The sequence below is a fragment of the Pedobacter sp. KH_004 genome (assembly GCF_057840755.1).
In genome coordinates, this window is the sequence record NZ_CM174519.1 from 3,539,533 (window position 1) to 3,561,398 (window position 21,866).

Annotated in this window: 16 protein-coding genes and 1 pseudogene; 4 read left to right on the top strand and 13 right to left on the bottom strand. The window is 37.3% G+C overall.

Annotation, left to right across the window (positions count from 1 at the left end; all coding sequences use genetic code 11):
• Positions 1–18: 18 nt before the first annotated feature.
• The 4 genes from uvrA to AC3ITD_RS15175 all read right to left on the bottom strand — a co-directional run bounded on the left by uvrA (position 19) and on the right by AC3ITD_RS15175 (position 6,860).
• Positions 19–2,946 carry an excinuclease ABC subunit UvrA gene (gene uvrA / locus AC3ITD_RS15160; protein ID WP_489360966.1) on the bottom strand — a complete coding sequence of 976 codons (2,928 nt, stop codon included), beginning with the start codon at positions 2,944–2,946 and terminating at the stop codon, positions 19–21.
• 112 nt (positions 2,947–3,058) lie between these two features.
• On the bottom strand, positions 3,059–3,967 hold the full coding sequence (locus tag AC3ITD_RS15165) for a hypothetical protein (protein ID WP_489360968.1): 909 nt from the start codon (positions 3,965–3,967) through the stop codon (positions 3,059–3,061).
• 759 nt (positions 3,968–4,726) lie between these two features.
• Entirely contained in the window at positions 4,727–5,770 is a 1,044-nt protein-coding gene (locus AC3ITD_RS15170) for a ferredoxin--NADP reductase (RefSeq protein ID WP_265799081.1), read from the bottom strand.
• Positions 5,771–6,077: 307 nt separating this feature from the next.
• The gene (locus AC3ITD_RS15175; RefSeq protein ID WP_265799082.1) at positions 6,078–6,860 is read right to left on the bottom strand and encodes a lytic transglycosylase domain-containing protein; all 783 of its coding nucleotides are present in this window, start codon (positions 6,858–6,860) and stop codon (positions 6,078–6,080) included.
• 265 nt (positions 6,861–7,125) lie between these two features.
• On the opposite strand from AC3ITD_RS15175, the gene AC3ITD_RS15180 reads away from it, so the two are divergent.
• The 3 genes from AC3ITD_RS15180 (at position 7,126) to AC3ITD_RS15190 (ending at position 10,461) form a co-directional block, all read left to right on the top strand.
• The gene (locus AC3ITD_RS15180) at positions 7,126–8,715 is read left to right on the top strand and encodes a pseudouridine synthase (protein WP_265799083.1); all 1,590 of its coding nucleotides are present in this window, start codon (positions 7,126–7,128) and stop codon (positions 8,713–8,715) included.
• A gap of 138 nt (positions 8,716–8,853) precedes the next feature.
• Entirely contained in the window at positions 8,854–9,963 is a 1,110-nt protein-coding gene (locus tag AC3ITD_RS15185; RefSeq protein ID WP_489360972.1) for a lactonase family protein, read from the top strand.
• Positions 9,964–9,966: 3 nt separating this feature from the next.
• On the top strand, positions 9,967–10,461 hold the full coding sequence (locus AC3ITD_RS15190; RefSeq protein WP_489360974.1) for an SRPBCC family protein: 495 nt from the start codon (positions 9,967–9,969) through the stop codon (positions 10,459–10,461).
• Between the two features lie 191 nt (positions 10,462–10,652).
• Here the strand turns inward: AC3ITD_RS15190 and AC3ITD_RS15195 are convergent, their stop codons facing one another.
• The 7 genes and pseudogenes from AC3ITD_RS15195 to tilS all read right to left on the bottom strand — a co-directional run bounded on the left by AC3ITD_RS15195 (position 10,653) and on the right by tilS (position 17,894).
• Positions 10,653–11,099, bottom strand: a complete 447-nt coding sequence (locus AC3ITD_RS15195) for a KTSC domain-containing protein (RefSeq protein WP_463485115.1) — start codon at positions 11,097–11,099, stop codon at positions 10,653–10,655.
• A gap of 358 nt (positions 11,100–11,457) precedes the next feature.
• A complete protein-coding gene (locus AC3ITD_RS15200) occupies positions 11,458–13,338 on the bottom strand; it encodes a glycoside hydrolase family 35 protein (RefSeq protein WP_489360977.1) in 1,881 nt (626 codons plus the stop codon).
• A gap of 246 nt (positions 13,339–13,584) precedes the next feature.
• Complete coding sequence (gene bshA, locus AC3ITD_RS15205; RefSeq protein ID WP_489360979.1) at positions 13,585–14,727, bottom strand: N-acetyl-alpha-D-glucosaminyl L-malate synthase BshA; 1,143 nt, start codon at positions 14,725–14,727, stop codon at positions 13,585–13,587.
• 315 nt (positions 14,728–15,042) lie between these two features.
• A pseudogene (locus AC3ITD_RS15210) lies at positions 15,043–15,372 on the bottom strand (GxxExxY protein).
• Positions 15,373–15,386: 14 nt separating this feature from the next.
• Complete coding sequence (locus AC3ITD_RS15215; protein ID WP_489360981.1) at positions 15,387–15,938, bottom strand: hypothetical protein; 552 nt, start codon at positions 15,936–15,938, stop codon at positions 15,387–15,389.
• Between the two features lie 135 nt (positions 15,939–16,073).
• Positions 16,074–16,562 (bottom strand): hypothetical protein, encoded by a 489-nt coding sequence (locus tag AC3ITD_RS15220; protein ID WP_010601266.1) that lies wholly within the window; start codon positions 16,560–16,562, stop codon positions 16,074–16,076.
• Positions 16,563–17,894 (bottom strand): tRNA lysidine(34) synthetase TilS, encoded by a 1,332-nt coding sequence (gene tilS, locus AC3ITD_RS15225; RefSeq protein WP_489360984.1) that lies wholly within the window; start codon positions 17,892–17,894, stop codon positions 16,563–16,565. It abuts the gene before it with no gap.
• A gap of 65 nt (positions 17,895–17,959) precedes the next feature.
• Here tilS and AC3ITD_RS15230 point away from each other — a divergent pair, with 65 nt between their 5' ends.
• The gene (locus tag AC3ITD_RS15230) at positions 17,960–20,275 is read left to right on the top strand and encodes an OstA-like protein (RefSeq protein WP_489360986.1); all 2,316 of its coding nucleotides are present in this window, start codon (positions 17,960–17,962) and stop codon (positions 20,273–20,275) included.
• Positions 20,276–20,469: 194 nt separating this feature from the next.
• Here AC3ITD_RS15230 and rdgB read toward each other — a convergent pair whose 3' ends face one another.
• Together rdgB and AC3ITD_RS15240 are read right to left on the bottom strand one after the other, a co-directional pair.
• Entirely contained in the window at positions 20,470–21,045 is a 576-nt protein-coding gene (rdgB, locus tag AC3ITD_RS15235) for an RdgB/HAM1 family non-canonical purine NTP pyrophosphatase (protein ID WP_489360988.1), read from the bottom strand.
• Between the two features lie 59 nt (positions 21,046–21,104).
• Positions 21,105–21,761, bottom strand: a complete 657-nt coding sequence (locus AC3ITD_RS15240) for a hypothetical protein (protein ID WP_489360990.1) — start codon at positions 21,759–21,761, stop codon at positions 21,105–21,107.
• Positions 21,762–21,866: the final 105 nt, after the last annotated feature.

The window sequence follows — 21,866 nt, forward strand, 5'->3', positions numbered from 1 at the left end:
CCTCGCAAAGACAAAAGCCTAATCTTTTTGCTTAACTTTTTTGATGACCTTCTTTTGTTTGACTTCGGACTTTGGACTCACGACTTCAGACTGCTTTTCAAACTCCCACTCCATTTCCTTTTTCAAAAATTTTCCGGTCAAGCTAATCGGGTTTTGGATCAAACCTTCAGGCGTACCCTCGAAAAGGATTCTTCCTCCTCCGGCTCCGCCTTCTTCTCCTAAATCGATTACCCAATCGGCCACCTTAACCACATCAAGGTTATGTTCAATTACTAAAATGGTATTGCCTTTATCTACAAGCTCTTGAAGCACTCCCAAAAGCACATTGATATCTTCAAAATGAAGTCCGGTAGTTGGTTCATCCAGAATATAAAATGTTTTCCCAGTGTCTTTTTTCGAAAGTTCAGTAGCCAATTTAACCCGCTGTGCTTCACCACCAGACAAAGTAACCGATGATTGTCCTAAAGTGATATAACCCAAGCCAACATCCTTAAGGGTTTTGATTTTACGATAAATGATCGGAATATTTTCGAAAAACACGCAGGCGTCTTCAATACTCATGTCCAACACATCACTAATGGATTTTCCACGGAAACGAACCTCTAATGTTTCTCTATTGTAGCGTTTTCCTCCACATTCTTCGCAAGGAACCTGAACATCTGGCAAAAAGTTCATCTCGATTACCTTCAATCCAGCGCCCTGGCAGGTTTCGCATCTTCCTCCTTTTACGTTAAAAGAGAAACGGCCAGGTTTATAACCCCGAATTTTAGCTTCAGGAAGTTGTACAAACAGATTTCTGATATCCGAAAAAACACCAGTATAAGTGGATGGATTTGAACGTGGCGTCCTCCCGATTGGGGCCTGATCAATTTCAATCACCTTATCTATTTCTTTCAATCCAGTAATTTTTTCGTATGGAAGCGGTGTTTTCTTCGCTCTAAAAAAATGGTGATTTAAAATAGGATACAACGTTTCTGTAATTAAACTTGACTTCCCTGATCCTGAAACTCCGGTTACTGCAATAAATTTACCTAAAGGAAAATCTACGGAAACTTCTTTTAGATTATGGCCTGTAGCTTTAATAATGGAAAGTTTGTGTCCATTCCCTTTTCTACGAACCTTCGGCGTTTCAATTTTTTTCTCACCATTTAAGTATGCCGCGGTTAAGGTTTTCGATTTTAAAATTTCTTTCGCAGTTCCTTCAGCAACTACTGTTCCGCCATGAATCCCTGCTCCTGGCCCGACATCAATCACCCAATCGGCTTCCAAAATCATATCCTTGTCGTGTTCAACGACCAAAACGGTATTTCCCAAATCACGGAGATTTTTTAACGCATTAATCAGGCGCTCGTTATCTCGCTGATGTAAACCGATACTTGGCTCATCAAGAATGTACATCACATTCATCAGCTGCGAACCGATTTGAGTAGCCAAACGGATCCGTTGTGCTTCTCCACCAGAAAGCGTACGGGCAGTTCGATCTAGCGTAAGGTAGGTTAAACCAACATCGGTTAAGAAACCAATCCTTGCCTTTATCTCTTTTAAAATTTCTTTTGCAATAATATTCTGGCGATCAGAAAGCCGATCATCAACATGCTCAAACCAGGCATGAAGATTATTGATATCCATTGAGGCCAGCTCAAAAATATTTTTGCCATCAACCTTGAAATGTAAACTTTCTTTTTTCAAACGAGCACCATGGCACTCCGGACAAGTTTTTAATTTCCGGAAAGCGTCCATATCATCAGATGCAGATTCGCTTCGCTTTTCGTTCTGCTCCTCTAACATTTTAATTATACCGTCGAAAGTGATGTTATAATTCTGAACGTTCCATTTGTTATATTCTACTTCAACTTTGATCAGATCATGAGAACCATTTAAAATAATACTGATCACCTCATCACTGAGTTTATCAATCGGTGTAGATAAAGAGAAACTGTATTTTTTTGCCAAAGCTTTTAACACCTGGAACATCCAAATATCGCGATACTCACCGAGTGGAGCCAAACCACCATTTAAAATGCTCAGTTTTGGATTTGGCATAACCGATTCCTTATCCACCACGAAGATATATCCCAAACCATCACAACGTTCGCAAGCACCATAAGGCGAGTTAAACGAAAAACTATTCGGCTGAGGCTCATCATAAGAAATCCCAGTAGTTGGGCACATCAGGAATTTGCTGAAGTGAGCGACATTATTATCCTTATCACTGATTTTAATGACGCCTTTACCCATTTTCATGGCCGTTTGAACCGAATCCAAAAGACGCTTCTTGTCTTTATCATCAACAATTAAACGATCAATGACCACTTCAATATCGTGGATTTTATAACGATCGACCTGCATTTTCGCCGTAATATCTTTGATTTCTCCATCAACGCGAACTTTAACATAACCTTGTTTACGGATTTGTTCAAAAAGCTCACGGTAATGGCCTTTTCTACCCTTAACCACAGGCGCCAGAATGTTTACGGCACTCCCATCAAATTTATTGAAGATGTTTTGCAGAATCTGATCTTCGCTCATGCGTTCCATTTTCTCACCTGTATTATACGAGTAAGCATCGGCTACACGGGCGTACAGCAAACGCATAAAATCATAAATCTCAGTGATAGTTCCAACGGTAGAGCGTGGATTTTTACTAGTAGTTTTTTGTTCAATGGCAATCACCGGACTTAAACCAGATACCTTGTCTACATCAGGGCGTTCCATACCACCCATAAACTGGCGACTGTAAGCACTAAATGTTTCCATGTAGCGGCGCTGTCCTTCTGCGTAAATGGTATCAAAAGCTAAGGATGATTTCCCGCTTCCACTTAAACCGGTAATCACTACCAATTGGTTTCGGGGGAAACTTACATCTATATTTTTTAAATTATGTACCCTCGCACCATATACTTCTACATCTTTTTGCTCGCCGAGGTCGACAGATTTATTGCTCATATTTTGTTCAAAAGTTGGGATGAAATTCAGGCTTAAAAGACACTAAATTTCAATCCGCAAAAATGCTAAAAATTTTATCAAAAAGAAAGTCTAAACCAATCTGTATTAAGGATTAATTGTCATAATGTTTACTCCTGTTTCGCAGAAAACCTGACGAAAAACCGAAACGCAAATAGCCATAGTGATCCTGGAAGTAAATGTTATAATTATCTTCTCCATAATAACCAACGGCAGCCATCAGAAACACATTATTCATAAACGGAAAACTGTAATTGAAGTTAACCTCACCATTAAACCGCTTTTGTAAATTCATTAAACTTTTCGATGGAATTTTATTCACTGCGTAAGAAATCTCACTATTTAAACGCCAGGTTTCCTTCTCGGTTTTAACATTCGCTTTGTTTCTGGATTTTTTTTCAATGTCATCGTATTTCCGTAGGGAGAAATTGTAGATGATCCTTGTAAAGCCAAAACCCAAATCCAGAGCAGGTTCATATCTAAAGAATTTATGCCATTGCAAGCCTACGCGATGGTTAATGGAATAATAACTTTCATCGGTGCGGCCTGGAATAAGATGACCAAATCGATATGATGCGGTTAAATAGTTGGCATTAAAATTCCCGGTGAGGGTGTTGACCGTTCCATCTGGACTGATCGCCTCTTGATCTTGCCCATTAGAATGGTGGATAAACGCCATCTCTGCATACTTGTAATTTCCAGGATTGGTATTTAAGCGAGCATAAGCAGCAAACCCTAATCGATAACTCGGCGTTCGAACCCCCGCAGAAAATTCATTCCTAACCCTTACGGTAAAATCGGGAATAATTGCGAACGCTATTGGCGATTTATAACTGCCCAAAAGCATATAAGTTGTAGTTAACCTGCCATTGATTACATATTTTGATGGTGCACCGAGTTCGCCTGCAGGAGAAGTGTAGGAAAAATCGGCGTTTTCTTTATATAGATTTACGTATTGTTTATTTGCAACTTCTCTTTTGATGGAGAGGGAATCTTTATCCATACTTTGCGCAAAAGCAAATAGGCAGGAAAGATTAAAAAAAATAAAATAAAGAAAATGTTTTTTCATCAATCAATAAACGTCGGTTTTTGACTCTTGGTTTTTGGGCAACGGGTTTTAAAGGAGTTAATAGTTGAGTCAAACTCTTATATTCGCTTAAAGATGTTTAAAACGAAATGGGTTGCGTAAAGCTAGCGGTTGACTGCAACTTTACCAACAAGCTAACTATAACCAATGACAACTAAGGAGATAATTATAGTGCTGGTAATCCATGTCATTCTCCCGTTAATAGGACTTTTATATTTTTTGATGCTAACTAGGCAGATAAAAAATGAAGAGATATTGAATGCCCCGATACCAGAACTACTTATAGTTTTTGTAACTTATGGAGGACTTTTACTTGTTGTACCTACGACATTACTTTGGAAATGGTCAGGAATGGCTTCTTTAGGGAGTTTGTATTTAACTCTTGTAGCACCAATTTTTATGGGGCTAATTGCTTATAGACATCGGCAGACAAGGACAATCTCCAAGTATCATAATTGGACATACATCTCAGGACTTTTATATTTTATAATTGCACCTCTGACATTCGGACTACTATTTCTTGCAAGAAAAAACTGAACAGCGTAATAAAACTATAGGTAACAATGATTTGATAAAGTCCGAAAATCTTTTCTTCAAGCTCTCCATGCTTCTAGTAATTTAACTCACTCCCACACCTCCGAGCATTATAACGTTACATTAAGAAAGTCCCATCCCCTACCACTCTATCGTCGTTCCATTTTCTGTCGGTCGACCGGTACACACCAAAACCCTACCCTGCTCAATCTCTTCATCAGTTAGCACTTCGTTGTAATCCATACGAACATTGCCTTTGGTGCAGTTGGCTACGCAAGTACTGCAAACGCCGCCGCGACAACTGTAAGGTAGTTTAATTTTATTTTCCAGGGCCACATCTAAAATTCGCTTTGGCCATGGAATATCGAGGTTGTAACGTGTACCCTGAAAATTTAAAATCACAGAGTAGGTATTTTTATCAACCACTTTCTCCGTACTATCATCTTCATCTACTTCATCTTCCGGCAATACAAAAGTTTCTCTTTTAATCTGCTTGAAATCAAAACCCATCCCTAACAAAGTAATTCTACACAAGTCCATATAAATAATTGGCCCGCAAGTATAGAATAAAGCATCCTCTCTTTTGAAGTGCAAATGTTCTTTGAGTAACTTTTCGATATAAAATTTGTTCAAACGGGCAGTCATCAGGTTTTTGCTATTGCTAAATACCCAAACAATTTTTAATCTTTCGGGATATTTTTGCTGCCACTCGTTAAGTTCATCGTAAAATAGCGCATCTTCTTTTGATCGGTTACTATATATTAAAGTAATCAAGGAATTCTTCTCTCTTACCAAAGCGGTTTTTAAGATGGAGAAAAGTGGCGTAATGCCAACTCCGGCTGCAAAAAGAAACAGATCTCTTTTTAATTGCTCCTCAGGCAAATAACTAAACAAACCCTGGGGTTCTTGTGCATAAAGAATATCATTCAGCGCTGTTTTATGGTGCAAAAACCTGGAAATCTCTCCATTCTCTACCCGCTTAACGGTAATGGCAAGCGGCTCATCTACATCTGGTGAGCTGTTGAATGAATACGACCGACGTACTTCTCTGTTTTTACCTTCAAAAATCAAGGACACAAACTGACCAGCAAGATATTTCGGATAACTGCCTTCTACATCCTCAAATTGGAATGTAATGTTATCTCCGGGTTGATTGATGATATTGTTAATGCGAAGTTTGAACATAGTTAGGATCAAAGATAAAGGAACAAGGATTAAAGAACAAGGAGCAAAGATTAATACCCTAAGAATGGGCGCAAGATCTCCCATCATTAATTAAAAAAGAATCTGTTAATCTGCGGCCAAAAAACAACTGGATGAAATTTAAAAGCACAGAGACTAAAGCTGGAAGACTTAGAAAAAGAATGATCATCGCCTATTTAAGAAAGAATTCTATTAATGTATAGCCAAAAATGAAATCATTTGCATAAAAAAAGCGTCCAGAATTAAATCCGGACGCCTTACCAAATGCTTTGTTTTTACCTCAATAATGTTATTCGCCGTTGTAGGCCAATAATACTCGCTCTTTTTTGTATCCGTAGCGTTTCGGATGTTCCATAATCTGCTTCATCGAAATTACTTTATAAACGTAGCCACCGGTTTCGCGGTTTAACTTCATTTTGTAATAATTGTCTTGATTTTGATTATTGATCTGCTTACGCAAGCGGCCATCGCCTACGTTATAGGCTGCAGCAACTAAAGTCCAGCTCTCTAAACCTCTATACATTTCTTTAATGTATTTACAGGCAGCAACTGTAGATTTTCGCAAATTGTAGCGTTCATCAACACTGCTGTTTACCTTTAGGCCGTAAGTACGGGCTGTACCAGGCATAAATTGCCAAATACCGGCAGCACCTTTTGGCGAAACGCCCATAGCCGTTCCAGATTCAACCAGCGCTAAATACTTGAAATCGTTAGGGATTCCGTAAGCAGCAAGAATTGGTTCAATTACCGGGAACCATTTGGCTGCTTTTTGATGCAAAACATTTGTTTGCATATGCTTGAAATTGTGTGCGGCAAGAATTTTTTTCATTTTTCTCTCTACCTTTTTATCGCCTAATGGCAAGGTTTCATCCGCGAAGTTTAACTGAGCCATTAACGACTGAGGTTTGGCTACCTCTACAACTTTTACGCTGTCAGTTTTTGTTATTGTAGTGTTTAAATTTGCTTCTTTTGAAAGACTTTTTGGTACTAAGGGCATTTGGTAAGTGAACACTTTTGCCAAGATAAATAGTGTTGCCACTACCGCAAATGGTACGCTGTGTTTCTTTAACATCTTCCTCCTTTTTTTGGTGAACTTATATAAAAACGTCGGCAAAGCTAAAAAATAATAACCACATTATCAAATAGTTACAGAAATACTACCCAAAATCTGCGCCTAAAGTGCTTTAAACGTGGATTTTAAATTTTGATTTTTCGATGCTTTTTTCTATTTTAGAGGCTATTTTTTGATCAAAATTTTCGCTGCTCAACAATTGTAATGTTCATCAATTTTTCATAAATTTGCAGCCCGCATTTTAGGATGCGGCTAAAAGCGTATCATGATAAATAAAGACAACAGGAACAGTCGGGATGACAAGTCCAAATCGGGAAACCGGAGAACAGAAGGCAGAAGCAATGATGCCGGATCTGATAGAAGAAAGTCAGACGACAAAGACAGTAAATTCAAAAAATCATCCGATTCAAGAGATAACTTCAGACCTAGAAGCTCAGACAATAAAGATTTCAAATCAAAATCATTCGGAGACAAAAAAGATTTCAAACCTAGATCAGGAAGCCGCGATTTCAAATCGAAAGATTCGGAACCACAAAGTTTTAAATTCGGCGATCGTGAATTCAAATCGAAAGATTCTGGAGCAAGATCAGAAGAACGTAGCTATAAATCAAAAGATGGTGGGTCGAGGGATTACAAATCAAGAAGCGGCGATCGCGACTTCAAGCCGAGAGAAGGTGGATCAAGAGATTACAAACCAAGAACTGGAGATAGAGATTTTAAATCAAGAGAAGGTGGCTCAAGAGATTATAAACCAAGAACAGGAGAGCGTGATTTCAAATCTAAGGATGGAGATTCGAGAGATTTTAAACCGAGAACTGGCGACCGTGACTTCAAACCAAGAGAAGGCGGACCGAGAGATTATAAACCAAGAACCGGTGAACGCGATTTCAAATCGAAAGATGTTGGATCAAGAGATTTCAAACCAAGAGAAGGTGGTTACAAGGATTTCAAATCCAAAGGCAAATCTGATGGATTCAGACCAAGTGCTGGAAGTTCAAGAGATGTAAAACCAAGGGAAGCAAGAGAAGGCGATTCTCGTCCGTTTAGAAAACGCGAAGAACCGCAACCTAGAGATACAGAGTTCAACCGTCCGGAAAGAACGGTGATTGCACCTGCACGCAAAACAAACGAAGACAAAGGCCTTATTCGCCTTAATAGATATATTTCAAACGCAGGCATTTGCTCTCGCCGTAAAGCTGATGAGTTAATTGCTGCAGGCGTAGTAACAGTAAATGGCGAAGCAGTTACAGAATTAGGCCATAAAGTTGATCCGGCAAAAGATTTAATTCGTTACAATGGCGAATTACTTAAGCGGGAGAAAAAAGTTTATGTGTTGTTAAACAAGCCGAAGGATTACATCACAACAACCGATGATCCTCAGGAGCGCCGTACCGTAATGCAATTAGTTGATAAAGCTAGTCGTGAGCGCATTTACCCAGTTGGCCGCTTAGATCGTAACACAACTGGTTTATTGTTGATGACAAATGATGGTGATTTAGCGGATAAATTATCGCACCCGAAAAATGGCATCACCAAAATTTACAATGTTGAGTTAGACAAATCATTATCTCAGGGAGATTTGAATAAAATCGCTTTCGGTTTAGAGCTTGAGGATGGTTTGATTAAACCAGACAATATCTCGTACGTTGCTGGTGGAACCAAAAAAGAAATCGGTATTCAAATTCACAGCGGTAAAAACAGAATTGTTCGTCGTATTTTCGAACACCTGGGTTATAGCGTTGAGAAATTAGATCGCGTAGTTTATGGCAACTTAACTAAAAAAGATTTACCTCGGGGAAGATGGAGATACCTGGAAGATCATGAGTTAATCCAGATCAAACATTTAATCAAATAACATTCAAAGGCAATCGAAAGATTGCCTTTTTGTTTGAGTAAAACTCGTTACTGAGGATTTTTTAAATCACTAACCCCCTTGCTTAAAATTGCAGCAAACTTTTTTTTCGCCATATTTGTTTCTATAACAGTTATCATCATGAAAAAAAACATCATCATATTTTTAATGTCACTTCTATCAACCATTGCTTTTGCACAGAAAACCAATTACAATCTGCTGGTCGGCACATACACTGCTCCCGGCAAAAGCGAAGGGATTTATACCTACAACTTTAATACTGCTACCGCAGCATCGAATTTAAAGCTGATTGCAAAAGGGATTGCCAATCCAAGCTATCTGGCAGTTTCGCCCGATAATAATTTCGTTTACGCCGTAAATGAAACTGGAAATACCAGCACGGTTAGCGCATTTAGTTATGATCAAAAAACCGGATTATTAAGTTTTTTAAATAAAGTTGATAGTCATGGTGCCGATCCTTGTTTCGTTACTGTTGATAATAAAAATGTAATTGTAGCAAATTATAGTGGCGGTAGTTTAGCGGTTTTTCCACGCAATGCTGATGGCTCTTTAAACGAAGCCAGCCAGGTGATTCAGCATACCGGAAAAAGCATCGATCCGAAAGGCAGACAAAAAAGTGCTCATGTTCACATGGTGAAATTTACGCCTGACAAAAAACATCTTGTCGTTAATGACTTGGGAGAAGACCAGATTTATATTTACAATTATAATCCGACAGGCAAAGATAAAACCCTTACCGAAAAAAAGGTGTTAAAAACAAATGCCGGAACCGGGCCAAGACACATCACTTTTACTCCTAATGGAAAGTTTGCCTACCTCGTACATGAGTTTAATGGAAGCATAACTGCTTTTAGCTATTTGAACGGAAACCTAACTAAGCTAAGGGAAATCGGAACCACGCCTAAAAACTTTTCAGGGTCAGTCGATGCGGCTGATATCCACGTTTCTGCAGATGGAAAATTCCTTTACGAAACTAACCGTGGCGATGCAAACAGCATTTCTGCATTTTCAATCCTCCCAACAGGTAAACTCAAATTTATAGAGACAGTGAGTACATTAGGTAAAGGACCACGAAATTTCACCATAGATCCAAGTGGCAAGTACTTATTAATTGGCCATCAATACACCAATAACATTGTCGTTTTTAACCGGAATAAAACCACTGGAAAGCTTACCGATAGTGGTAAACGAATTGACGTGGGTGCGCCTGTTTGTCTTGTCTTTAATTAAAAAATGGAAAATTTCGACTGGACCAGCTTTACTTTGAAGATCGCTATCAAAGGAAAGTTGGAGGGTATCTATGACGCCAGGACCAAGGCAGAAGAAATTGAAAAATGGTTCTTAAGCAGTTCGCAATTTTCTGACGAGAACCATGTGCAGTTGAGCAAATCGCAAAACGTACTTAAGGGTGATTTGTACCAATGGATCTGGTATTTGTATGATGATGTTGAGCATGGACGAATAACTCAAGCAAATGGTAAAAATCATTTTCAATTCACCTTTGCTGGCGATTGTGTAGTAGATGTTCTCCTACGGGAGGAGCACGAATACGTAATAGTTGAACTCACCCAAAAAAATATCCCAACCGATGATCAATCAAAGCGAAATATTCGGATTGGCTGCCACGGCGGCTGGAGTTTTTACTTAGTAAATTTGAAATCGGTTTACGAGGGTGGCTTAGATCTGCGCAATAAAGACAATCGCTTTAAACCAATGCTGAATAATTAGATTTCTAATCATTTCCGTAAATAAATTCGTCATTGCGAGGCACGAAGCAATCTATTACGAAAGAGATTGCTTCGTGACTCGCAATGACGACCGTTTTAGAAAACGACGGAATAGCAGTTTTTGTGAAAATTTGCTACAAACAAAAAAAAAGACCTGCCAAGCAAGTCTTTCATTTATATTTTTATTTAAAATTACGCAGGTTCTGCTACCCTTGCAACATTACGATAAGGGTATTCATTAAAAATATGTCTACGGGCAAAGCGACCTGGAGAATCTGCGTTAACTAATTTAACATAGATTGCTTTTGGCACATCAAAATATTCGTAAGCACTGCCATCGTAAAACTGAATGTTTAATACTTGTTGCTTGTATTCAAAATCCTGAATGTTTGATAAAGTTGTAGTTTGCGTATAGGTTTCTATATTTTGCTCACGGGTTTCTGGTGCAATACTTACTAAAAAGTGGTAAGCTTCGATAATCTCCTTACTTCTTGCTTCTGCATCTAATTTCTCTTCTTCTTGCTGAAATTTGTCTGGGTGACAATCTTTCATTAACGTACGGTATATCGATTTAAGATCCTTTAATTCAGCCTCTTTATCTACGTTCAAAAGCTTTCTGTAATCAACTATTTTTTTCATTTATGCTAACCTATTTTTAGTTTTTCAAGAAATCAATGTTCATTTTTGTGTGATCGATGATTTCGAAGGCGCAAAGATACAATTTATAATCGTTTGATTTTGAGAAAGTTTAATTTAATTAAGTCCAGTCAGTTGGAAAGGAAAGACAGGCAGCAAAACTCCGTAAGTCGGTCAACTACCGAAGTCTTAAAGGCCTGTAGCGCAGAAAAACTTCAACAGTTTTCCCAAAAAATCAATAAGACTAACGAAGTTTTGCAAGCCCAAATTTCGCCTAAACCTCATAAGTCGAAACCTGATAAAACAAAAAAGTCACCTAAAAACCATCAGGTGACTTCGCTAGACAAACAGGAGATTAAAATTATTTTGTTAAACCATTCTCAGGCTTCAGTTCTTCCAAAATTGGTGTTGTTAAAGATTTAACTGACTTCTGCATCACATCATTTTTCTGCTCGAAAATAACAATGTCATTTTTTCCAACTTTTAACCAACAACCGGGAACATATAGAGTTTGTTGAGGGCCAACGCTCCAATAACGGCCAATATTTATTCCATTAATAAACACAATGCCTTTGCCAAAAGTGCGCATATCTAAAAATGTATCTCCCGCTTTAGCTAGCGTAAAATTCCCTTGGTAAATTGCTGGTTTGCCAGCAGTAGCCGTGTTTTTAGCCGATGTGATATTTGGTACCACATCCATAGGCAATTGATACATATCCCAGTTTCCGGTGATGGTTTGGCCATTGATGATTACGGGCGAAACAATTCCCTTAAAGCTGTTCACGATCTTAGCACCGTAGTTGATGCGTCCCATATTCTCCACAATAATATCCAACGTCGCATTAAATGGAATGTCAATTTCGCAGTCGTATTTTTTATAATAACTGTTCAATTCTGCCACTTTCGTCCCATTCACATAAACAATGGCATAATCGCGAAGGCCAGCCAATTCCAATTTGCCGCTAATAGGCTGATTGAATTTTTTACTGTACCAAACGTAACCATTTCCTTGGTTAAGTTCTTCAAATGTTAAGGGTTTATCATCATTAACTGGAGCAATTTTGCTTTTGATATCTTCTAAATCTACTGCCTTGGTTAATACGATATTTGGAATGGCAATAACCGGATTTTTTGCTGGTACCGCTGGAGTTGTTACGCTTTTAAGCATTGAGCGTAAAGTATCGTACTTTTTGGTTGCCCAGCCGGCTTCGCTAATAGGCGCATCATAATCGTAACTGGTTAAATCGGGTTGAATATCATGCTTATTATCATAATTGGCTCCTGAGGTGAAACCAAAATTTGTACCTCCATGAACCATATAATAATTAAAAGAAACACCAGCATCCAAATATTTCTGGGTCTGTTTGGCTGTGCTTTTATAAGAAACTTTTGGAAAAGGTTCTGCCCAATGGTCTAGCCAACCCGGATAAAATTCGGCAACCATGTAAGGGCCTTTGCCTCCATTATATTGATTAACAATTTCTTTCAGCTTAGTGACATCATCTTCACCATTTGCAGTTGGCAAAGCACCGGGTAATGCGCCGCCTTCAAAAAGCCAGCTGCCATCAGAAGTAAAGAAAGGGATATCAAAACCAACGTCTTTCAGTTGCTGAAACACTGCAGCGCTATATTTTTTATGATTCTCGAGACTAATATCTTTCCGTTGCGCTACGTACGATCCAAATTCATTCTCTCCCTGGACCATTACAATTGGTCCACCGTTGCTAACTAAAAGCGGTTTAACCTGACCATATAAGGCTGTAAAATATGCCTTTGTTGCTGCTAAATATTGAGGATTATTACCTCGAATTACCATCCCAGGAACTTTGGTTAGAAACCATGGATAGCCGCCAAATTCCCATTCGGCACAAACATATGGCCCTGGGCGAAGGATTACAAACAACCCCTCTTCTTCAGCAATTTTGATGTATTCGGCAATGTCTTTGTTTCCCGACTTGAAATCCCAAACGCCAGGAGCAATTTCATGATAATTCCAGAAAACATACGTTGCTACTGCATTTAAACCCATTGCTTTCATCATTTTCAAACGGTGGCGCCAATAAGGTTTCGGGATTCTCGAATAGTGCATCTCGCCACTATGAATTTGAATTGGCTTTCCATCTAAAAGAAAATTACCATCTGCAATAGCGAAAGTGTGTTTCACAGCTGCCTTTTTAAATTGGGCATTAACTGTTGCCGCAATGCTCAATAACAGTGCAAGCATAAAAATTTTGGATCTCATATGTTTATTAAAGGATTTATTTTACTCGGAATCATCCGAATAACAGGCATATATTTATTTAAAAAATAATTTACTTAGAATCTAAGTTCTCTCAAATAAAGCAATTTTTTGCTCGTTTTTAAAGATTTTTCCCATACAGAAGTCAAACGTTTGATTGCGTTCAACTTCACGGAAACGAATATTTTTTCTATAAATAAGATGCTCAAACCTTTAAATATAAGCGTTTAAGCCATAAAAAGCTAAATTCTAATATTTCGCTTGAAGCGAATTTTCAATCACCTCTTTATAATAATCAACATAATAAGGTAGGATTTTTTTTAAATCAAAATCCTGTGCTCTTATAAATGCATTTTCCTTAAAATATTTCAGGGTTTCATCATTACTTAAAATGGTTATCGCTTTATTAGCCATATCTTCTACATCACCAACATCGCACATATAGCCACAATAATCATCAATATTTAATTCAGGCAAACCACCAGCATTTGAAGTAATTGCAGGCACTTTGCAAGCCATTGCTTCCAGGGCAGCCAAACCAAAGCTTTCTGATTCCGAAGGCATTAAAAACAAATCAGAAACTGATAGAATTTCTTCAACGGCATCTTGTTTACCCAAGAAACGCACATGATCATCAATACCTAATGATCGGCAAAGCTGTTCATCGTAAGACCTTTCCGGACCGTCGCCAACCATTAATAGTTTTGAAGGAATAACAGCCTGTACTTTTTCAAAAATTCGAATCACATCTGAAGTGCGCTTCACTTTCCGGAAATTTGAAGTATGAATTAAAATACGTTCATTATTGGGCGCAATTGCCTTTTTAAAGTGATCTTTTGCCTGCAGGCTAAAACGACTGAAGTCGATAAAATTCGGAATCACCTTAATTTCTTTTGTGATTTCAAAATGATTATAAGTATCATCTTTTAAATCCTGAGAAACGGTTGTTACACCATCGCTTTGATTGATTGAAAAGGTTACTACAGGCTTATAGGTTGGATCTTTACCTACCAAAGTGATATCAGTACCATGCAAAGTGGTCACAACCGGAATATGAATACCATAACTGGCTAGAATTTGCTTAGCCATAAAAGCTGCAGATGCATGCGGAATGGCGTAATGTACATGCAAGACATCCAACTGCTCAAAACGAACCACATCTACCAGTTTGCTCGCCAAAGCAGATTCATAGGGTGCATAGTCGAAGAGTGGATAATCCCTTACAGAAACCTCATGATAAAAAAGGTTTGCAGAAAAAAAGTCAAGCCTTGCAGGCTGGCTATAGGTAATAAAGTGAACCTGGTGACCCTCGTTGGCGAGTGCTTTTCCAAGCTCCGTTGCAACTACTCCACTACCACCAAAAGTGGGGTAGCAAACAATTCCTATCTTCATCTGTAAATGTGTTGTTAACAACACAAATGTAGCCCATTTTTAGCTGAAATGCATGTCGGGATATTGCAATAAAAATAGTGTTATAGTGATAAGTTTTTGGAGCTTTAGAGAAATAAGTGATAATGCAAGCTTGTTAAGGTGGGCCGCAGATTCGCAGATTTTTTTCATTAAATCTTGAAGGTTAAGAAAAATAGCCGAGTCTTAAAACGGTAGCAGCAAATTCGCAAATTTTGTTTTTAGATAAGAGTATCTCCAAAATCAGCAAGTTAAGACTACTATTTTAAGGTATGCCGTGGATTCGAGGAATATTTATGACTATTTACTACTGATTATTCTTTTGTGTTGAAGAGATTTTTCAATAAAATTAACAATTAAGCCAATCCGCAAATTCGAGATCGCTAGATAATTTAAAACTTCAGCATAATGTCCGTCAACTATTCCACTGCTGGATTTAACCTCAAGAATTATTTTATCATCAATCACAAAATCGGCATAAAATTTATGCTTAAGGATGAGCTCCTTATAATTAACCAAAATTTTTTTTTCCTCTCATAAGAAAATACATCTAGATACTAGCTCATATTCAAATGCATCTTTATATACTATTTCAGAAAACCCTTTTCCAAGGATCCAATGAATTTCCATAGCAATCCCTGTTATTAAATAACATTCTTCTTGAAAGGATAATCATCTACATTGTAATAGGTGCTCATAGTAAATAATCTTAAAAAATCTGCGAATCTGCGGCTAACACTCTTTGTAATCAAAATAATCTGCGGTTTTCTATACCCTAGTTTGCGTTCCTCGCCTTGTATTTGAGTACGAATGTCTTCTGCTTTCGCAATTTGTTTATTGTATCGCTCTAAAGCCTTTTGCGCATCATCAGCATCTCCTTTGGCTTTTTTAGTCAATTTTTCAGCAGCTTTTTGATCGACCATTGTTCCAGATTTGTTGATATTTTCAATATGCTTTTCAGAAGAAGCTTTGGCATTTCCATTTGCTTCCAGAAGCTTCAATCGCAATTTCTCTACATCAGCCTCTTCTTCCGCTTCTTTAATTTTAAGCTCTAAAACTTTCAGACTCATCTTCAATACCTCAACTCTGGTATTTAAAATCCCTAATGAGTCTTTTGAAAATTTTGCGTTATAGGTTTGCGCCATAGCCGGAATAGATGCAAATCCTAGCAAACCAGCAAATATTAATTTCGACATAACAATCATTTATCGATTGCATATTTCAATCAAAATGCCCAATGCAAAAAAACACCTTCAACCTATAGCTGTGGCATTAAATGAATTATGGAAAAGTTATAGATGCTGATTTTTGAAAAAATTTTTACCCGGAAATTATTTCAGGTTTCTCATTTCCTCTTTAATCACAAGGAAAAGTTCGTTTGGTCTTTGGGTGCCGATGAAATATTCCAGGCCATCCCGATCCGTTAAAACAACGGCATCTTTACCTGAAGAATAAAAGCGAATGGTGCCTTTAGTATGAAGATTATAAACCGGGTTATTAAAAAAATAACGGCTGTAAGTTGCCTTACGAACATCAACAATGCTATTTAAATCAATTTTAACGCGTTTTGTAGTCCAAAGGCCATCTAAGATCATACTGCCATTATCAACTATAATTTTATACTGGATTAAGAAAAGCAGTAACATGGAAACACCGATAATGCCGAAGCCAACCACCAAAAATAAGTCTTGGGTGTTATCGCGATCGCGTTCGTAAACATAAGCTGCAAAACAGAAAGCGGCCATTATTAACCTGATGAAAATGCGAACATAATCACGACCGATATATTGTTTTTCGATGTAGGCGTATTTGCTTTCCACTTATTTTTTTTTGAGTTCGAATATAGCAACTTTTTTTGTTGCTGCTGTTAATTTGTATCGATTATCCTGACGCATACCCACGATCCAAACGATATCGCCATTCCCGTTTACTAAAATCAGTGTGGTGGCTTTTAAATGTATTGGCACCTTTTCATCAATAAAATAATCGCTCACCTTTTTGGGTTGTCGCATACCCAAGGGGATAAACTTATCGCCATTCTGCCAATTTCTTGCTATCAGCGGAAAAATTAATTTATCCGAATTAACGAAAGCTTTGTAATGATCAACTTCGAATTTGATTTCAGAAGAAAACGAAAGTGTTATTTCATCCTTTCCAAATAGGATATTTTGTGTTGATGGGTGAATGAACTGATTGAAGACTGAGTCGACATTCTTTTCGGCGATTACCAGATAATCTCTATTGATAATAGCCTGATGAGTTGAGCTGAAAAAATGCGTACCACTCAATGAATTTAAATGACTTAAAATTTCCTGAACAACTGATTCTGTAAATCCATATGGTTTTAGCAATTCGAATAGCAGCAACCTTTGTGGATTCAGATTTACTATTTCATCCATTGCAATGTAAATACCATCAGCTTTTTTATTGAGAATTTTTGTAGATAATTCTTCTACATGCCTGTTCAAAAATGTTTCTACCTCGGCAAACCGAATTGCATTTTCAGCAAAAGTTTTTTCTAAGTCGGGATTGATCTCTTTAAGTTGTGGAATTACTTTTAACCTAATTTTATTCCGGGTATATTGTGTACTTTGATTCGAACTGTCCTCAACGAAGTCTAAATGATTTTTGTCCATTATTTCATCAATCTCATTTCGATTTAAAAATAATAAAGGCCTGATTAGATGTTGTCGCTTTGGTAAAATACCGTGCAAGCCACTTATTCCTGTACCACGAGTAAGGTTAATCAGCATGGTTTCTACCGTATCGTTTTGATGGTGTGCCGAAGCAACCAAATCGTAACTGTATTTTATCCTAATTTCTTCGAACCACTGGTAACGTAAATCTCGGGCGGCCATCTGGGTAGAAATTTTATTTTCTGCGGCATATTTTTTGGTATCAAAATGCGTTAGGTAAAAAGGAACATCAAGACTTGCACTAAGCATTTTAACAAAATTTTCATCACGTTGCGCTTCATCACCTCTTAAATTAAAATTACAATGCGCCACACCTATATTAACGCCTATTGCCTTAAACAAATGCAACATTAAAACCGAATCTTTCCCGCCGCTTATGGCTAAAAGAATCTTATCATCCCTGGCAAACAGCTCGTGCTGATTAATAAAATCCTGAAATGGCTTTAAGGGTAACATCCACCAAAAATATTTAATTTTAACTGGTATTCCGAACGTTCGGAACAAAAAACTAACTTTGTAAAGTGCAAAAACTATTTGTCTTTTTATTTTTAATATTCTTTCCGGTATATCTTTTTAGCCAACAAAAGGCAACGAAGATCAAAATTGTTTCGTTTGCGAAAATAAGCGGTGATACAAAAAATAAAATCAGCTACTTACGCTTTCCCATTTTTCAGCAAGATAATGCAACACTAACCTGCGATAGTGCTGTATTTTACAGTGAGAGAAATTATTTCGAAGCTTTTAAAAACGTTCACATTAATCAATTAACAACTGATATCTACTCCGATCAATTGGAATATGATGGAAATAAAAAACAGGCGCACCTAACCGGAAATGTGAGAATGGTTGATCCGACATCGGTTTTAACAACAAATGTTTTGGATTATAATACCTTAAGCAAAATCGGAACCTATACCAGTGGCGGAAAAATAGTGAACGAACAAGTTACCTTAACGAGTAAAAATGGCTACTATTTTAGTACTTCTAGCGATGCTTACTTTCGCTACAATGTAGTTGTAGTTACGCCTCAAGTAACCATTAAATCGGATACATTACGTTATAATACACAAACCAAATGGACATATTTTTACGGCCCTACTAACATTAAAGGAAAAGATGATAACCTTTACACAGAAAATGGCGCCTATAATACGACGACAGAAGATGCTTATTTCGGAAAGAAAAATTTATACACGCAAGGAACAAGATCTTTGAAGGGGGATAGTCTTTATTATTTTGGAAAGATAGGTTACGGGAAAGCTGTTAAAAATATCGTATTCTCTGATACCAAGGACAAAATGAAAATGTTTGGCGATTTAGGCTACTACTACAAAATTGATCAGCGGACACTGGTAACCCGAAATGCATATTTAGGTATTGGCACTGAAGATTCTGTTCTGGTAAAGGGAAAAAAACGCCCGGATAGTTTATGGATGGGTGCCGATACCCTGGAAACCCAAATGGTATTGCAGAAAACGTTAAAGTTGATTCCAAAAATTTCTATCAAAGCAGATAACGAAGTTGGAGAAGACGATGAAGAAGATGGCGCAACTAAAGAAAAGAAAGCAAGCCCTGATCAGCCAACACCAACAAGAAGCACTGATAAAGTAATTGGAGAAAAGGTTAAAAACGATAAAAAAGCCAAAAACAAATCAAAGAGTGAGCCTAGTCAAAATGATGAAAAGAATTTATCCCTCAGTAGATCCACAGACAGTTTAAATATTGATTCTTTAAGTAAAATTCCACTTAAAATAAAGGGGGATAGTACAATAAATCTGCTTAAGGCGAAGGCAGATTCTATTGTTAAAAATCTGCCGAAATTAAAGCAGGATAGCTTAACAAAAAAACTTACTGCAAAGGCTGGCGAGATAAAAAACATTAATCCATTAAAAGTTGATAGTTTATTAAAGCCTGCCTCGAAAGTAGTAACCAAAGATGGTTTAACTAAAAACTTAGCCAGTTTAAAAGGTGCCCTAAAAAACGATACCGCAAAATTCAATCCCGCAGATACCGTTCAGGCCAGGATAATTAAGGCTTATCACGGCGTGAAAATTTTCAAAACAAATATCCAGGCAAAAACGGATAGTTTATTTTATACCAGCGCCGACTCTACCCTTCGTTGTTTTCTAAATCCGATTATTTGGTCAGAAGGATCACAGCAAATTGCAGATACGATTTATGTTCAGTTTAAAAACAAGAAGTTAAACAACCTGCAAGCCATTAAAAATGCTTTCTTAGTAAACACACCAAAAGATTCTTTGCGTTTTAACCAGATAAAAGGCAGATTAATGACTGGCTTTTTTAGAAATGGCAAGCTCAAAACCATGTACGTTGATGGTAATGCTGAAAGTATTTACTACACGCAGGATGATAGCACAAAGGTTTACAAGGAAATGAATCAGACTTTGAGCAGTAGGATTAAATTTATTTTTCAGGATAATGAAAACGACATTGAAGACATTGTTTACATTAAAGGTGTTGAAGGTGCGCTAAACCCAGAAAATAAGGTTGCTAAAGATAACGTGTTAAAAGGCTTTTCATGGAAACCTAAAGAAAGACCAAAAGCTAAGAAAGATGCCGTTGGCTCATCGGGCAAAACGAAATCAAAAAGTAAAACACCTCCCGCTAAAACTAATTTGGCAAGCAAAGGTACCGTTCCAGCTCAAAAAAATATTAACAAGATTCCTGCTAAAAAGTTAACACTACCCAATGGAAAAGTAAACTTTAATTTGAACAAAAATGTGCCTTTGGCTAACCCTTTAGATACAGTTAATTCCGGGATTAAACCTATTTTGCCGAAAGTCGATACTTTAAAGAAAGCGACAAAGAAGTTGTAAATTAATGCAAACGGAGTTTTACAAGCACCTGGAGCGTCCTTGCGAAAACATTCTCCGATTCTTCATCGGTAATGTTTGTGGCAATCTCTAACATAGCGTAACCTTCCAATCGTCATTGTAGTTCTCTTTTTTTGTTGTTATTTACCTCAATGAGATTGCCACGCCCGATGAAAAATCGGGACTCGCAATGACGTTTAGCTGGCTTTCAAAAACTCAATCATCTTTTTTAGCGCAATGGCTCTATGGCTAATCTTGTTTTTTTTAGCCATATCCATTTCAGCAAAAGTAATAGAATCACCATCAGGTTGAAAAATTGGGTCGTAGCCAAATCCATTTGATCCAGTTAAGTTTTGGGTTATCTTACCTTCAATCGTTCCTTCGAAAATATGATTGACACCATTCAGCATTAAGGAAATAACGGTTTTAAACCTTGCTTTACGATTGTGTTGTCCTTCGAGTTTTTGTAAAACCAGTTGCATATTTTCCAAGCTATCTCTACTCCCACCGTATCTGGCAGAAAAAACACCAGGCTCATTATTTAAAGCTTCAACTTCTAAACCACTGTCATCAGCAAAGCAATCTAAATTAAAATTCTCTACAACATATTTACTCTTTAAACTGGCATTCCCTTCAAATGTGTTAGCAGTTTCGGGTATATCTGTATCACAGCCAATATCATTCAGATTTAAAACCTCATATTCTCCAGCCATCGCCAGCCGGATTTCTTCTGTCTTATGTTGATTATTGGTGGCAAAAACAAGCTTCTTCATGATGTTAGATGGAAAATAGTAAATAGGTAATGGAACAAACAGATTCTGATATTTAAAATCTATAACTTAATTTTCTGCAAATTTCCCCAAAGTAATTTCTTAGCGGTTAAATCGCTATCCAATTGATGAAGGTTGGGTGCGAAGATGATTTTTGTACTTTCATGCTGAATAATTTCATTCTGCCAAACCAGATTCAGTTTCAGATCAGAAATTTCTACCCCAAACGAAAGCATAATTGCAGGTTTAAAAAACTCATGGAAATCAACATATTCGGTTCCCATATATTGTGCATAATTCACTACCGCAAAGTCTGGCGTACCCAAATCAACTGCCTTAACAATTTTGCGCAGTAATTCCCTTCCTTCAGCAGTGCTTACATCATTCAGTTTATCATTCACCAAAATCAAAACTGACTTTTTGTTTCCGCCCAAAAATTTAAAGGTTTTTGGCGATTTTGGTTCAGCCAAAACACGAGGAATTTCTACTTGAGGGGTGTAGCTTTTGGCAGATTCTTCATTTGTTTCTACTAAAATTGCCTCACTTTTAGGTTGTAAAATTTTTTCTCCAGTTAAATCAGTCTCAGATACAATCGGGTTACTAACAGGCTTTTCGTTATCAACAAGTGCGATTTGAACAGACTCATCCTTCACTAAAAAAATATCTTCAGTAAAAAATAAACGTAAAGCATTCGCATTGTTGGTAAGCTGGTTTTCCATTCGTATTTTTGTAGGATAATAATTTCTGTTAAAATTAGTTAAATATCTTATAATAGCGCCGCTAATTGTTACTTTTATCCCTTAAAATTTATAGAGTGCTCTGCT

Excerpts from the sequence above, each read along its gene's own strand:
- uvrA (WP_489360966.1), bottom strand. The coding sequence starts at position 2,946 with ATGAGCAATAAATCTGTCGACCTCGGCGAGCAAAAAGATGTAGAAGTA.
- AC3ITD_RS15165 (WP_489360968.1), bottom strand. The coding sequence starts at position 3,967 with ATGGATAAAGATTCCCTCTCCATCAAAAGAGAAGTTGCAAATAAACAA.
- AC3ITD_RS15170 (WP_265799081.1), bottom strand. The coding sequence starts at position 5,770 with ATGTTCAAACTTCGCATTAACAATATCATCAATCAACCCGGAGATAAC.
- AC3ITD_RS15175 (WP_265799082.1), bottom strand. The coding sequence starts at position 6,860 with ATGTTAAAGAAACACAGCGTACCATTTGCGGTAGTGGCAACACTATTT.
- AC3ITD_RS15180 (WP_265799083.1), top strand. The coding sequence starts at position 7,126 with ATGATAAATAAAGACAACAGGAACAGTCGGGATGACAAGTCCAAATCG.
- AC3ITD_RS15185 (WP_489360972.1), top strand. The coding sequence starts at position 8,854 with ATGAAAAAAAACATCATCATATTTTTAATGTCACTTCTATCAACCATT.
- AC3ITD_RS15190 (WP_489360974.1), top strand. The coding sequence starts at position 9,967 with ATGGAAAATTTCGACTGGACCAGCTTTACTTTGAAGATCGCTATCAAA.
- AC3ITD_RS15195 (WP_463485115.1), bottom strand. The coding sequence starts at position 11,099 with ATGAAAAAAATAGTTGATTACAGAAAGCTTTTGAACGTAGATAAAGAG.
- AC3ITD_RS15200 (WP_489360977.1), bottom strand. The coding sequence starts at position 13,338 with ATGAGATCCAAAATTTTTATGCTTGCACTGTTATTGAGCATTGCGGCA.
- bshA (WP_489360979.1), bottom strand. The coding sequence starts at position 14,727 with ATGAAGATAGGAATTGTTTGCTACCCCACTTTTGGTGGTAGTGGAGTA.
- AC3ITD_RS15215 (WP_489360981.1), bottom strand. The coding sequence starts at position 15,938 with ATGTCGAAATTAATATTTGCTGGTTTGCTAGGATTTGCATCTATTCCG.
- tilS (WP_489360984.1), bottom strand. The coding sequence starts at position 17,894 with ATGTTACCCTTAAAGCCATTTCAGGATTTTATTAATCAGCACGAGCTG.
- rdgB (WP_489360988.1), bottom strand. The coding sequence starts at position 21,045 with ATGAAGAAGCTTGTTTTTGCCACCAATAATCAACATAAGACAGAAGAA.
- AC3ITD_RS15240 (WP_489360990.1), bottom strand. The coding sequence starts at position 21,761 with ATGGAAAACCAGCTTACCAACAATGCGAATGCTTTACGTTTATTTTTT.